Annotated in this window: 13 protein-coding genes; 2 read left to right on the top strand and 11 right to left on the bottom strand. The window is 50.4% G+C overall.

Features of this window, described 5'->3' with window-relative positions; translation table 11 throughout:
- Positions 1 to 126: 126 nt before the first annotated feature.
- Entirely contained in the window at positions 127 to 1,197 is a 1,071-nt protein-coding gene (locus ACG1BZ_RS20410; RefSeq protein WP_413663419.1) for an MBL fold metallo-hydrolase, read from the top strand.
- Positions 1,198 to 1,311: 114 nt separating this feature from the next.
- On the opposite strand, the gene ACG1BZ_RS20405 is transcribed toward ACG1BZ_RS20410, so the two are convergent.
- The 8 genes from ACG1BZ_RS20405 to ACG1BZ_RS20370 all read right to left on the bottom strand — a co-directional run bounded on the left by ACG1BZ_RS20405 (position 1,312) and on the right by ACG1BZ_RS20370 (position 8,111).
- Positions 1,312 to 1,821: a DinB family protein gene (locus ACG1BZ_RS20405; protein WP_413663418.1), complete on the bottom strand. Its 510-nt coding sequence runs from the start codon at positions 1,819 to 1,821 to the stop codon at positions 1,312 to 1,314.
- A gap of 49 nt (positions 1,822 to 1,870) precedes the next feature.
- A complete protein-coding gene (locus ACG1BZ_RS20400) occupies positions 1,871 to 3,142 on the bottom strand; it encodes an alpha/beta hydrolase-fold protein (RefSeq protein WP_413663417.1) in 1,272 nt (423 codons plus the stop codon).
- 146 nt (positions 3,143 to 3,288) lie between these two features.
- Positions 3,289 to 4,035 carry a copper resistance protein B gene (locus ACG1BZ_RS20395; RefSeq protein WP_413663416.1) on the bottom strand — a complete coding sequence of 249 codons (747 nt, stop codon included), beginning with the start codon at positions 4,033 to 4,035 and terminating at the stop codon, positions 3,289 to 3,291.
- Entirely contained in the window at positions 4,028 to 5,818 is a 1,791-nt protein-coding gene (locus tag ACG1BZ_RS20390; RefSeq protein WP_413663415.1) for a copper resistance system multicopper oxidase, read from the bottom strand. Before ACG1BZ_RS20390 ends, ACG1BZ_RS20395 begins: the two co-directional genes overlap by 8 nt.
- A gap of 11 nt (positions 5,819 to 5,829) precedes the next feature.
- A complete protein-coding gene (locus tag ACG1BZ_RS20385; RefSeq protein ID WP_413663414.1) occupies positions 5,830 to 6,318 on the bottom strand; it encodes a DUF411 domain-containing protein in 489 nt (162 codons plus the stop codon).
- A 108-nt stretch (positions 6,319 to 6,426) separates the two neighbouring features.
- Positions 6,427 to 6,774 carry a hypothetical protein gene (locus tag ACG1BZ_RS20380; protein ID WP_413663413.1) on the bottom strand — a complete coding sequence of 116 codons (348 nt, stop codon included), beginning with the start codon at positions 6,772 to 6,774 and terminating at the stop codon, positions 6,427 to 6,429.
- 82 nt (positions 6,775 to 6,856) lie between these two features.
- Complete coding sequence (locus ACG1BZ_RS20375) at positions 6,857 to 7,654, bottom strand: MBL fold metallo-hydrolase (RefSeq protein ID WP_413663412.1); 798 nt, start codon at positions 7,652 to 7,654, stop codon at positions 6,857 to 6,859.
- A gap of 13 nt (positions 7,655 to 7,667) precedes the next feature.
- Positions 7,668 to 8,111: a pseudoazurin gene (locus tag ACG1BZ_RS20370; RefSeq protein WP_413663411.1), complete on the bottom strand. Its 444-nt coding sequence runs from the start codon at positions 8,109 to 8,111 to the stop codon at positions 7,668 to 7,670.
- 261 nt (positions 8,112 to 8,372) lie between these two features.
- On the opposite strand from ACG1BZ_RS20370, the gene radA reads away from it, so the two are divergent.
- Positions 8,373 to 9,767, top strand: coding sequence for a DNA repair protein RadA (radA, locus tag ACG1BZ_RS20365; protein ID WP_413663410.1), 1,395 nt, complete (start codon positions 8,373 to 8,375; stop codon positions 9,765 to 9,767).
- Between the two features lie 82 nt (positions 9,768 to 9,849).
- On the opposite strand, the gene ACG1BZ_RS20360 is transcribed toward radA, so the two are convergent.
- The 3 genes from ACG1BZ_RS20360 to ACG1BZ_RS20350 all read right to left on the bottom strand — a co-directional run bounded on the left by ACG1BZ_RS20360 (position 9,850) and on the right by ACG1BZ_RS20350 (position 12,718).
- Entirely contained in the window at positions 9,850 to 10,956 is a 1,107-nt protein-coding gene (locus ACG1BZ_RS20360; protein ID WP_413663409.1) for a YHYH protein, read from the bottom strand.
- Positions 10,957 to 11,008: 52 nt separating this feature from the next.
- Positions 11,009 to 11,263, bottom strand: coding sequence for a hypothetical protein (locus ACG1BZ_RS20355; protein WP_413663408.1), 255 nt, complete (start codon positions 11,261 to 11,263; stop codon positions 11,009 to 11,011).
- A gap of 396 nt (positions 11,264 to 11,659) precedes the next feature.
- A complete protein-coding gene (locus ACG1BZ_RS20350) occupies positions 11,660 to 12,718 on the bottom strand; it encodes an AraC family transcriptional regulator ligand-binding domain-containing protein (RefSeq protein ID WP_413663407.1) in 1,059 nt (352 codons plus the stop codon).
- Positions 12,719 to 13,326 lie beyond the last annotated feature (608 nt).

Below are 13,326 nucleotides of genomic sequence, written 5' to 3'. Positions count from 1 at the left end.
CTGTGAAATCTGGGCCGGGGGATTCCATTGCCGGCGAGTTACTTCTTACGCAAATTTTACACTATATAGTTTACTTTCATATAGTTAGTTTATACACTGCACTGTATAGTTTACATGGTAAGTGAAATGAAGAAGCGCTGGTGGATTCTGGCAGGAGTGATTGTTATGTCGGTAGGTCTCTTTGGTAGCTGTACAAATCAACCCGAGAAGTTCCGCAACAGTGATACGGACTACAAAGTCAGTAGTGGCGGTATAGTTGAGATGATCGGCGCCTACATCAAGGCGGATCGTGCAGCCCCCGCACCGGTGAAGCCTATTCCATTGCGACAGATTCCCGCTGCAGAGCTGGCTGCCCCAGTCGCTGAGAGTGCCGTATATCGCCTCGGGCACTCCACAGTACTGATTCGAATGGATGATCAGTATGTTTTGACAGATCCGGTATTTAGCAAGCGGGCATCCCCGGTTCAGTGGATGGGCCCGAAGCGCTTTCATCCATTGCCCATAGAGATTCGAGACTTGCCTTCGATTAAAGCGGTCGTTATCAGCCATGACCACTACGATCATTTGGACAAAAATAGTATTCGCTCACTCAAGAATAAAGTAGAGCAATTTATCGTTCCTACCGGGGTGGGAAGTCGTTTGCGTAACTGGGGAATTGCGGCCGAAAAAATTGAGGAGTTGGCCTGGTGGGAATCGTTTGCCTTGGGCAGTTTGCACTTTACCGCGACCCCGGCTCAACATTTTTCCGGGCGTGGACTAACGGATAAAGACTCAACATTGTGGGCCAGCTGGGTAATTGAAGGGCGCGAGGGCCGTATATTCTTTAGCGGTGACAGTGGCTATTTTAGTGGCTTTCGTGAAATTGGTGAGCGATTTGGTCCGTTCGACCTGACACTGATGGAAACGGGTGCTTACAACAAGCTTTGGAGTTCGGTTCATATGATGCCTGAAGAGAGTGTACAGGCACATCTCGATCTCGGAGGGAGAGCAATGTTACCTATCCACAACAGTACTTTTGACCTTGCCCTACACGATTGGTATGAACCTCTGGAGCGCGCACAGACGGCAGCCAAAGATCAAGGTGTCACTTTGGTAACGCCTATCATTGGAGAGGCTGTTCGCCTGCAATCTCCCACCACAACAAAGGCCTGGTGGAAAGATGAGATGGCTACGGATTTACGCCTGGTGAGTGAGTAGAGAGGTTCTGTGAATTTGCTATTAGTAGCTGGGTGCTGCTGGATTTAGATATCGATATGTTTTCTGTGGGCGAGCTGGAAATTAAAGCCGGCTCGCTTTAGTGCATAGCGTTTTTTATTCGGTAATAGCAGCTGCCATCCGTCTCTCAGGCTCAACTTCATGTAGAAAGCGGGTAAAAGTATCTTTTGGCCTTTCCAGGCCTTTCGAAGATAACGTTCGCGATGCCATTCCTCGATGATTGCTGCCATGGGTCAATAAATGCACGAAAATTTCGTAGATTGATAGTTGCCCAGAATCCCCGTCCGTAAATTGAAAATTAATTACTCTCTCAAGATCGGATAAAGTTGCTGTTTGAGAGAAGTTGATTAGCCAGGAATCATTGTTATTCATTCTATCTCTTAGTTCTGGAATCGTAGGTGTCTCAATGGTGTTATCTGAAGAAAACAGCTCCTGTGTTTCGGTAATGCGGCTTATAAATAGGCTGTCGACCACCGCAGTATGATTGAGTATACGGATAAAGAAGCTCGCATCTTCCTTGGGTAGAAGATGAAGTTGCTTTTCGCCAGCTGATAATAGCTCTAAGTTGGCCCATTTTTTATATTGAAAAGCACTGGTGAAATCCATATATATTTATCTCATTTTATTTTAAGTAAATACAATTTTTAATCGTATTCTAATTGAGCTTGAGTTCAGCTATTTGCCGATTTATCGCCGCCGTTTTACTTTTATCCTGATTGCGAGAAATTTCTAGTGCTTTCTTCAAAACATCAGAAGCTTCTGAAATTTCATCATTCTGTTGTAACGCCTGGGCCAAACTTTGGTGGGCGTCAATAGAATTTGGCCGATATTCCACCCATCGCCTTGCGACATTGATGGCTTCTTGGATACGACCATCCTTTAGTAACAACTTGGTGATATGGCTTAATTTGTTAACATTTCTCCAACGTGTAGCCCTGGATAAAATAGGAAAGCCATATTTCTGTGAGAGTGATTGATAGAAATGATCGATATTTTGCAAGGCGTCACCAGGTTGGGATATCAATTCTCGATAATTTGCGGACCATTCTTCGTGGGGATAATTAAGCTCAATAGCCGTTAGCGCGGCTTTTATAAAGGCACCGTAGTGGTTTTCATTGTTAAGAACTTCTATTTTTAATTTGAGATTCTCTTTTACGTAAGGCGATAGTTTGGTATTAATTTGACTTAAGATTTTATCATAGCGCTTATCTTTACGCATATCACTGTCGGCCATGGCGAAATAAAAAGCACTGATCTTGTTTGATGAGGTCTGCATACTTGTAGTTATTTCATCAATAAAAGTACTCTCTGAAGTGGGTCCCATACCAAATATATCGGCCGCAGATAAAAAGAAGTAAGACTGAAACAATCCAGGTTTGTTAGTTAGGGCGTAGAGAGGAAAGATGCTGCTAGTTGAAACACCAATAATCATTCGATTGTTGAGTGCGCGGTAATTACTTTCTAAATATGGGAATAGTTCTTCAGTTAGAAATTTACTATAGGCCTCAGGGTCTCCCTGGGCGCTAAATTTCTCCTCTGTGGTATGTGTCCACATTCCATGTAGGTAGGTTTCCGGTTCATCACCACCATCATTAAGGCTGATTACAATACTTTCCGGCATACGTTCTACGCTACTTAGATGCTTTACTGCCCCGGTTAAGGCGTGGAAAAATTCTTTGCCGTGAGTGCCATTAATAAAGATAACCGGGTATCTATGCTGCTTTGATGCTTGATGGAACGTTTGCGGTAAATATATGTTGATTGGTATTTCACGACTCAAGATTCTGGATGAGAAAAGAATTTCATCGCCATAACTCAGGTGTTTGATCGTGTTAACAGAAGAGTGGCTCTTTGGGCTTTCAGGTTCTGCTGATAGTCCCACACACAGTAGAGAAACTGCGATTAACAGTATTCGGGGGGAAATCATATCACCGGCATCCTTGCTGAATTTAAAATTTTTTTAAAAGGCGATTAAGATCTATTAGATGCTATGACAGATTGAGGAGGCGGTAAAGTTGGTTACAGCTGATGCGAAGTGGTACAACTTGTATAGATATAAAAATTTGGATTTTGTCAAAACCAAGCTCTAAACCCCAGTACCCATACGGTTGAGTCCACATCCTCACCTTCTTCACGGGCGAAATCAGCGGCATTGCCCACTTCCCGTTCATAGTGGACGCCAATATAGGGTGAGAATTTCCTGGTGACTTCATACATGAGCCGAAAGCCGACTTCCGCTTCCGATAAGCCGGAACCGCTACCTCGGGCCTCATCGTTCTGCCCAAAAAAGTTCAGCTCGATACGTGGGACCAGATTCCAGTCCTGTGCCAACTTTATTTCATACTCGCCTTCCAGGCGAAATGCAGTACTGCCATGTTCTCCATAGAAAAATACCGCATCCATTTCGAATTTGTAGGGAGACTCTCCAGTAATACCCACAGCAGCCCAATTCCGGCTGCTAGTCTCCAGATTAAAATCGTGGCGAATTCCAATTAGGAAATTCCAGTTTGCTGAAATTGCCCGGCTATAGAGTGCCCAGAGTTCATTTTTTTCAATTTCCCCACTGCTACGCTCATAGTCGACTTCGGCAACAAACTTATTTTGCTCTCCGCCATAACTGAAGTCTCCCTCGATTTCCCCGCCGTTATCACCTCGCAGTTCCACATAGTCGAGGCTGACTTCAGCCATGGGTTCTCCTTCGTTATCCTCGCCAGAGGACTGGTAGCTGTGGTGCTGATGCTGAGGTTCTGCCTGCCCATAGCTGGCCTGGGCAGCAAGTAGCCATAGTGTTGCTGCTATCCCTGCAACATTCTTAAACAATGCGCACCTCCCGATACATACCGGCCCTCTGGTAAAGCATTTGACTGTGTAGAGCCCAGCGGCCATAGGTGTCGGCGCTGATTAAGTAACTGATGCTTGATCCGGGTTGCGCGATCACCGTGTGCTTGCGGGGTAAATACTCTCCGTCACCGGTTTCCAGCTCACTCCAAAAACCGTGTAAGTGCATGGGCTGGGGAAGCGTGGTGTCATTGACCAGGGTAATGCGCAGGCGTTCCTGGTGCCGAAATAATAATGGGCTGGCATCGCGAAATTTTTCACCATTTATTGACCAGAGATAGCGCTCATAATTGCCGGTCAGGTGTAACTGTAATTCCCGCTGTGGCTCCCGTTCGTCCTGGGTGGGTTCACTGCTGTGCAAGTCGCTGTAAGACAGTACACGGCGGTTATAGCGATGTTTATGGTTTCTGAGTCCTACACCGGGGTCAGAGATGCCGTTTGCTGGTGTCAGCGCGCGGTGATCCACCCTGAAGCCGGATTCACTTGGCTGGTGAATGATAGGACTATTACTACCGAGCCCTGCTGCAGCGAGGTTTCCGTAAAACCATCCCCCCTCAGTTGCATCGGGCAAATCGGAATGTTTTTCGGTGTGAGCAGTCTGGGCTGTTTTAAAGTGGCTGTTTGTCTCTTCGGTTTTTCTCGCCAGACCCAGATCTTGTAGGGTGAGCACTGGGCGGTGATCCATCGCGGGAATTTCTGTGCTCAGACGTATATCACTTGTCAGTGTGCCTCGCGCATAGCCACTGCGGTCCATGGACTGCGCAAATATATTGTAGGCCTGTTCACTCTCTGGCTCGACAATTACGTCATAGGTTTCGCCGCTGCCAAGACGAATTTCATCGACGCTAACGGGCTCGACATTTTGTCCATCGGCCGCCACCACCTTCATTTTCAGGCCGGGGATACGCAGGTCGAATAAGGTCATCGAAGCTGCGTTAATTAATCGCAGGCGAACCCTCTCACCAGGTTTAAATAATGCAGTCCAATTGGTATCGGGTGTATGCCCGTTAATCAGGTAGGTGTAAGTCTCGCCTGTGACCTGGGAGATACTGCGGTCGGAAAGCTGTTTCCAGTTCCATTGATGCCGGTCCCGCCAGGTTTGTGCGACACCTTTTGTGCGCACCTCACGCCATAAATCTGTAGCCGTGCGCTGTTGCCGGTTGTAGTAGTCCGGGTCTTTTTTTAGATGGGTATAAATAGTTTGGGGAGATTCATCGCTCCAATCGGATAGGACAACAACATAATCCCGCTCGTAAGAAAATGGTTCTGGAGATATCGGATCAATGACTATTGCCCCAATTAGCCCCCGCTGTTGTTGAAACCCGGATTGGCTGTGATACCAATAAGTACCACTTTGGCGCACAGGGAATCGGTAGCGAAATGTTTGCCCGGGTTGAATCCCGTTAAAGCTCAACCCCGGTTCGCCGTCCATATCGCTGGGTACCCTAACACCGTGCCAGTGTAGGGAGGATTTGTCGGGTAATTGGTTGTGGACATTCAGGGTGACGGTTTCCCCTTCCCGCCAGCGCAAAATGGGGCCCGGTAGACTGCCATTAATGGTAAGGGCTTGTCGTTCGCGCCCGGTAAGATTTACCTGGCGGTAACTGATGGATAAATCAAAGTGGTTACCGCGCAGGGTTGTTGCCGAAGCTGTAGGCGAGTTTGGGCGTGAACTGTGGGGTAACCCCAGCAGCAGGGCTCCCGCTCCGAGACCTGTGACGAAAGTACGCCTCGATACGGCGTCGGTGCGGAAGCTCTCTGTCATCGATGTCCCTTCTAAAACTGCTCCTGTGCCGTATTGATTTCGGCGTAAATTTCGCTGCTGCCGTCTTTGTTAAGCAGCAATACCTGATAGGGCGTAAAACGGTCGCCCACTTCCATACCGGGGCTGCCCAGGGGCATACCTGGCACTGCGAGACCAATGGCATCTTGCGGTGGATTCTGTAAGAAACGCTGTATCAGCTTTGCCGGTACATGCCCTTCAAAAACATAGCCCTGTTCTGACACTGTGGTGTGGCAGGATTGGTAGCGCGGAGAGATATGGTGCTGCTTTTTCACGCCGTTAAGGTCTTCGACATCCTTTGCTACGACGTCAAAGCCACTTTGTTGGGCATGCTCAACCCAAATTTTGCAGCAGCCGCAGGTGGCGGATTTGTAAGTGGTCAGGCTCACAGATTCCTTTTTGGGGTCTGGAGATTCGGCACAGGCACTTAATGCCAGGGTTGTGAGTAGCGCAGCAATAGCGATCAAAATTGAACGGTTCATATGAACTCCGATGATGAGATTAAGGGCGCACACAGGCGCGTGAGTATTTATAAAAAATACTTGGAGTAAAACTGGGGAGTATGCGTATGCCTAGGCATACGGGGCCCGTTAAGTGCGGAATATGGGTGGGCGCAGTGCCATTTCCGGATCTGGAGAGGAATTAAATTCCCGGTAGGCAGTTACAAGTAGATTGCGGTTGTATACAAGGATTTTATATTGAGCGTTTACCGCAGAGCTGGTGCCTGGCCCTGCACAGCAGCTGCATTCAGCAGTGCAACTGGAGGGATGGCTGTCGCTGCAGTTCTCAAGGGTTACCTCGTCGCAGTGGGCTTTTTCTTCTGCAGCGATAGATACCGCTGGGGATTCGTGTGTTTCCGCACAGGATGATGCAACTGCCTGGCCGCCGAAGGCCAGTAGTAGTATGAGCAAAAATAGGCGGAAGATCCCGGTGTGCATGGCGGTATTCAGAAAACAAGCCAGCCCGCAGTGTATGGGCTGGCCTCTGCCGGTGCAACTTTCCCGCTTGCGGAATGGCGGATTAAGAGCGGCCCAGGGGGAGGCGGAAGTCCTGGTGTCGCAACAGGTCCGGCCCACATTCGAGGCGCTCAAGCCAGCCCAGGAAACGCTCTTTGATATCGCCCGAGGCAAAGTAACCGCCGTGCTGGGGCACAATCATTGCGGGGTTGAGTTCCCGAATCATCTTGGCCCAGAGACGACAGGTCCAGTTCCCGCCCATATAGCGGCGGTGGAACCCTTCCATCGACGGCAGATGCTCGTCGAAATCTTTGACTTCACCCTCCTCACCACCGAGTGAGGCACCGATATCGCCGGAAAATAATATGCGGCTTACCGGATCATAAAAACTGAAGTTGCCACAGGAGTGCATAAAGTGCGCTGGCAGCGCCCAAATCTCGCTGTCGCTGAAGGGGATAATTTCTCCCTTATCGTCCAGAGGCATGATGCGTTCCTGCCAGCGTTCAGCACCGGCACGCGAGGCGACAAAGCCGGAAACCAGGTGTGGCAAAAACCGCGACCACAGCTTCGACACCGCCACCTTACAGCGCGAATGCAGCATCCAGCGTGGCAGCGAGGCGATAATATCCGGGTCCTGGTGAGAGGCCAGGATCAGATCCAGTTCACTCAGGTTCAAATGGCGGCTGAGCTCAATGGTGAGGTGTGTGTAGGTCAGATCGCCGCCGGGATCGATAAGCGCCCCTTTGGTGCCGCGGCGAATAACAAATTGATTGGCCTGTACCCCATCGCTGCCATTCTGCTCTTTAACCAAATCGCCGAACCGCGCAACCAGGTGGTGACCTTTTTCAAATAGGATGTCCACGCCGCGACTCCTCTTATTGGACTTGGCCGAGGTATTGAGTGAGCCTCTCCTTATTCATAGCAATACCGGCATTCATGCCTTCGGCATGCTTCTTGGCTTCTTCCAAGTTGGTTGCCTTACCTACCTGAATTACCCCAACCATACCCAGCGGCAGATGCGGGTCGCACTGGTATACGTAGACACCTTCCTGGTTCAAAGTGACAGTCACCTTTTCTCCCATACTGCCATTCCAGGTAGCGCCCTCGGCAGGGGACAAAACTGAGTGAGTGTTGTGGGCCGCATCAGTGGGCAGGAAGGTGACAGAATCGCCCGGTGCTACTGCGAGAAATGCCGGTTCAAAAGTCATCATGCCGTCCTTGCCCTGGTTCAGCATCTTAACTTCGTGATCCGCAGCCAGGGCGGAGGTCGAGGCCATGGCGAGCGCCAGAATCGCGCCGCGAAGAGTAATAGACGACATACTTACTTCCTGTTCGATGGTTAGTCAGTGTTGTTCAGCGCCTCCCCATTAGTGGGTAGAGGCAGCGGCGGATGTTATCTCGGAGGGGGCTGGGTGAATTGATCTAGATCAATCGCGTAGATAGACCAATTAGAAGGAGAAGATGCCAATAGAAGGGATCCGTGTAGGAGAGTCATTTTAGACCGCTGAGCACCACCCGCCTCGGCCGGATAAGGGGTAAACTGTGCGCCGATCAATTCTGTGACTTTTCGGGAGAGTGCTTTGGCCACAAAACGTAAAACTGCCTACGTGTGTAATGAATGCGGCGCTGACTACACCAAATGGGCAGGGCAGTGTAGTGCTTGTGGCACTTGGAATAGCCTATCGGAAGTACGCCTGGGACCGGATCACAAGGACAGCCGCGCCGCGAATTTTACCGATGCGCAAAGTGGCTACGCCGGCTCCGCTGGTGCTGGCAAAGTGCAAAAACTATCGGAAATCGATCTCAGTGAATTGCCGCGTATTCCCACTACGGCCTCGGAACTGGATCGAGTGCTGGGCGGCGGGCTGGTGCCGGGCTCCGTTGTATTGATCGGCGGCCATCCCGGTGCGGGTAAATCTACTGTTTTGCTCCAGACCTTGTGCCATCTCGCGACTTCAATGCCGGCGCTTTATATCACCGGTGAGGAATCTCTCCAGCAGGTTGCTATGCGCGCTAAGCGCTTGGGGCTGCCCACGGATTCTCTGCAATTGCTCAGTGAAACCGATGTGGAGCGTATTTGTATGGCGGCCAAGGAAGTGAATCCACGGGTTATGGTAGTGGACTCGATCCAGGTGATGCATATGAGCGATGTGCAATCGGCACCGGGCTCTGTGGCACAGGTGCGCGAGAGTGCGGCCTACCTGACCCGCTTTGCCAAGCAGACCGGCACGGCGCTCATTCTGGTGGGGCATGTCACCAAAGATGGCAGCCTCGCAGGCCCCAAGGTGCTGGAACATATTATCGACTGCTCCATTCTCCTCGAAGGCACCCACGACTCCCGCTTCCGCACACTGCGGGCCCATAAAAATCGCTTTGGGGCCGTCAATGAACTCGGCGTGTTTGCCATGACAGAGCAGGGCCTGAAAGAGGTATCCAATCCCTCAGCCATTTTCCTGCAAAGGGCCGAGGAGATCGCAGCCGGTTCTGTGGTGACCTCGGTGTGGGAGGGCACCCGGCCGCTGTTAGTGGAGTTGCAGGCCCTGGTGGACGATAGCAGTCTCGGCAACCCCCGCCGGGTAGCGGTGGGCCTAGACCAGAACCGCTTGAACATGCTGCTCGCTGTGTTGCATCGCCACGGTGGGGTCTTGGTGGGGGACCAGGATGTCTTTATCAATGTGGTCGGCGGGGTAAAGGTGATGGAAACCAGTGCCGACCTGACACTGTTATTGGCGGTAGTCTCCAGTTTCCGCAACCGTGTCCTGCCCCGGGATCTGGTGGTATTCGGGGAAGTGGGGCTGTCAGGCGAGATTCGCCCAGTGCCTTCGGGCCAAGAGCGTTTGCGCGAGGCCGCCAAACACGGTTTCCGCAAAGCCATTGTGCCTGCAGCCAACCGTCTTAAAAACGATATCGAGGGAATGGAAATGCACTCGGTCAAAACCCTGGCGGAAGCGCTGGCGGTAATTGATATGAGCTGACACTCCAGTTGGGGACAGCTGTTTTGACAGGGGAATACCTTGCGTATTCCCCTGGAGAAGTGAGTTTTCAGAGCCTCCTGCGCTAGGGGCGCCTAGTTGCTCCCTTGCGCTGGTTGTTACCGGGGCCCCGACGAAAATCCTCTGACGGGGTGCCCTTGTAACAGCGCGGGATAATGGGCCAGTCCTCTGTTAGAAAATAGGCATAGGTGCCTTTGGGGAATTCCGGGGTGCGAACCATTCTGCCGTTGCACTCATCCAATGTGCCGGAGCCAGCCACATAGTGGTAATCATCCACAAAGGTACCATCGTAGTAGCCACCGGGTTCTTTACTGCCCTTGGGGCGTTTCCCGGGTTTCACCTGATAGCTTGAAGTCACTGCCGCAATTCCGGATTTCGGTTCCCAACCATCGGCATAGGCGTACAGGGCATAAATGGGGAATCCATCGGCAGCCCAGCCAATCAGTGGCGAATGCCTTTCCTTAGATACCCCCAGGCGCTGTAATAAACCGGTGGGAATTCCGTGATAGTGATAGGCACCATTGGGCTGAACATGGGCGTAGTTATCGTCTACACCCAGCTGAATCGCACCGGATAGGGCTTCGTAGCGCCAGCGTCCCCGATTGCCCAGGTACCATTCCGCAGCACTGGGGTCGAAAGGCACTCCGTTCAGTCCGATACCAAAATTCTGCAACGGAACCGGTGTAGATTGAGCGGCAATTTGGGGAATAGCCGGAACTCGGAAACGGTAGCGCTGCACCTCGATTTCATGGGGATTGCCGCGATTGGGGAAGGTACCAGTCTTATGCTCGGAAATACCATTGGCCTCAATAACGCGCCAGGGTCCCTGGATACTGATACTCACTTCACTAAAGGTAATCGGTGCTTCGGTAGCGGGAACAGTGTGCTGCAGACCATCGGATTGCACCACTGTGTGTTTGCGAGCGGTGTGGCGTCCACCAGTGGCGCCCCCTCCTGTAGAGCGCGCAGTCAGTTTGCGCTCGGGAACACAAGCTAGGCCATGTGATTGGGGGTGGTTGCGGCAGCGACCACTGACTCGGCCATTGGGCAGTTCCATTGAGCAGCTGGCGCCACTGGACAGGTTTCGACAAGCCTCCAGGGCGCTATCGGGTACGTGAGCCAGCGAGAGAGGCGCAATACTGCAAAGCCCCACAAATAACCACTTCTTCATAATGACATCTCAAGATTTACAGTACCGCTGGCCGGTTGCGATTTATTGGGAGTTACTGTTCTTCATCTTCCATGGGGCGAGGGCCGCCTTTGCCCTTGCCGCCGGCAGGTACACAGACCAGCTGCTCAATCTGCGGGGGCATACGGCAGGTGCCCTCTAATGTGCCTCGGGGTGTCTCGACAGTGCAGGCGTCTCCTTCAGCCAAGCTGCTGCAGGCATCAATCGCTTCCTGCGGAGGCTGGCGCGGCTGTGCAGATACATTTGTGGCCAGTAAGAGGGCTGCTACTGGGATAAATATTTTTTTCATCGTGTTCTCCTGTCGTAGGCACTTTGAGGGGAGTCCCTGGAGCCTCAACTTTGCTCATTGGGTTTTGACAGAGGTTATTGCTGTCGCCCGAAACTATAGACTCGGGAAATGGCGATTACCGCTCAGCGAAGGGCTGGCTTCTCGAATTGGCCTGGGACTGCCATCGAAAATAGTCGAGGAATGAGTAAGTAATGTGGATAACTTGTAAAGAAGTGTGGGGCTGGAGAGCTCACTTTACGACTAATGATCCAGAGAGCTGACAGGCTCTAATTGATCAGTGGTGGAGGTGGGAATTAGGGGCTGAGCAAGCAGGAAAGGCTGGGTATTTAATCAGTCGTGACACAAGCTAAAATCTGGCGTGTGTTACGACTGATCCTGTATTTTTCTGAAGGGACTTTAACTTTCAGTTTCCAGTGCAGCTTTCGCCGCAGCTTCACTCAACAACCTGCGGCGAACTTTCATTGGAGTGGTACCAAACCAGCGGTCGCAGGCGCGGTTAAATGAGCTCTGCTCCCGATACCCCAGCATATTGGAAATCTGGGCCATAGGTGGCAACTTTCTACTGAGGTAATGCTCTGCGCGTTCGCGGCGAATACGGTCGAGAATATCCTCAAACACCAATTCCCGATCTCGCAACCTGCGCTGCAGTGTGCGCTTGTGCATCCCCAGCTGATTGGCGACTTCCTGCAAACTGCAGCGCTTTAGCGGCATCAGGCAATAGATCAGCTGTTCTACTTGGTGAATCAGGTTTGACTCACCTTGCTCCAGTACTTTGTCGATATAAGACTTTAATAGAGGCCTTAAAACCGGGTTGCACTTCTCGGTCGGTTGGGCCAGCTGGCCGCTACTTAGAATCAAGGTGTCGCTATTTTGTGAAAACTGTACATTTGTACCAAAAAAGTTTTCATATTGGTCGTGGAGGGGCTGTTTGGACTTTAAATGAACCGCCTCCAGATTGAACTTTTCACCACATAATATTTGTAGTGCGACAACAGAAACCCCAAGGAGAAATTCCCGGAATAGCTCGAGAGGCAATGGAGAGTCCGAAGGTATATAACTTTCTAAATCATTTAAACAATGAAAAGTTATAAACGTTTGGAGCCCTTTAACTTCCAATTCAACTCGCAGGTTATAAGGAGGGGCGGCGAATTGCTTTACGGCAGCATTGAGGAATTCCCCGAGGGTCAACGACTGCAATACTGCTGCTCCAAGAGAACTGAGGGCGGCAGCCCCCTGGCTTTTTGCCAGTCTCAATCCGAAATCCGCGCAATTGAGTTGTCGTGCGGCCTTTTCAACAAGGTCAGTCACTTTACTCAACGGGAGATACCCCTCGAGTTTTTCAACCTGCTCGGGGTTAATACCGGCGCTATTAAGCAGTGTTTCCGGGCAGCCGTTTAGCTGGGATACTTGGTCATAAAAGCCGGTTAACAGCTTAGCTCTTATTTGTTGGGTCAATTTCTTCCAAATCCTTCCAAGAACCCAGCCTGATTTAATTATTAGGCGTGCCGGGTCGCAACTTCTATTTGAGCGGAAATATTCAACTGATAGGCGCGCCCGATAATTTTAGGAATCTACAAATAAATGCAAATTCCAGGATTACACATTCCTGGGCATTGTCTGACGGATTTGCAAAACCGTCATATTGGCGAATGCCTGTTTTATTTCGAATTCCTGATATGTATTGTGCGCTATGGATAACTGTTACTGCACTAACTACCACAAAGTGCACACGACTCATCCTGAGAAAATGATATATGAGATTAAAACAAGGCAGCCGAAACTGGCGCAATCCGCCTATCAGTCTCCGCTAAGTATTATTTCAAGGCCTATATTACTTGTTTTTTTTTGTGGATTCGAAGGGCTTTTGGCTTTTGCTCATAATCAAAATGTCACCTAATGAAAAAAAATACCAATTAAAGTTAATACATTGAAACTTTATTCCCCTATGACAGCAAAAAAATTTTTTTGTTTTATGGTGACTCCATATCTGGGAATAATAATTTTTTCTTAATTTATCCACTTTTTTACCCCTGCCTAAAGCTATCTTGAATGACTGGTGATTT

The sequence above is a fragment of the Microbulbifer sp. CNSA002 genome, from assembly GCF_047324085.1.
Taxonomy (GTDB): domain Bacteria; phylum Pseudomonadota; class Gammaproteobacteria; order Pseudomonadales; family Cellvibrionaceae; genus Microbulbifer.
This window is presented reverse-complemented; position numbering and strand designations above follow the sequence as displayed.

Bases quoted from the DNA above. Each gene is read 5' to 3' on its own strand.
- ACG1BZ_RS20410 (WP_413663419.1), top strand. From the start codon at position 127: ATGAAGAAGCGCTGGTGGATTCTGGCAGGAGTGATTGTTATGTCGGTA.
- ACG1BZ_RS20405 (WP_413663418.1), bottom strand. From the start codon at position 1,821: ATGGATTTCACCAGTGCTTTTCAATATAAAAAATGGGCCAACTTAGAG.
- ACG1BZ_RS20400 (WP_413663417.1), bottom strand. From the start codon at position 3,142: ATGATTTCCCCCCGAATACTGTTAATCGCAGTTTCTCTACTGTGTGTG.
- ACG1BZ_RS20390 (WP_413663415.1), bottom strand. From the start codon at position 5,818: ATGACAGAGAGCTTCCGCACCGACGCCGTATCGAGGCGTACTTTCGTC.
- ACG1BZ_RS20385 (WP_413663414.1), bottom strand. From the start codon at position 6,318: ATGAACCGTTCAATTTTGATCGCTATTGCTGCGCTACTCACAACCCTG.
- ACG1BZ_RS20380 (WP_413663413.1), bottom strand. From the start codon at position 6,774: ATGCACACCGGGATCTTCCGCCTATTTTTGCTCATACTACTACTGGCC.
- ACG1BZ_RS20370 (WP_413663411.1), bottom strand. From the start codon at position 8,111: ATGTCGTCTATTACTCTTCGCGGCGCGATTCTGGCGCTCGCCATGGCC.
- ACG1BZ_RS20360 (WP_413663409.1), bottom strand. From the start codon at position 10,956: ATGAAGAAGTGGTTATTTGTGGGGCTTTGCAGTATTGCGCCTCTCTCG.
- ACG1BZ_RS20355 (WP_413663408.1), bottom strand. From the start codon at position 11,263: ATGAAAAAAATATTTATCCCAGTAGCAGCCCTCTTACTGGCCACAAAT.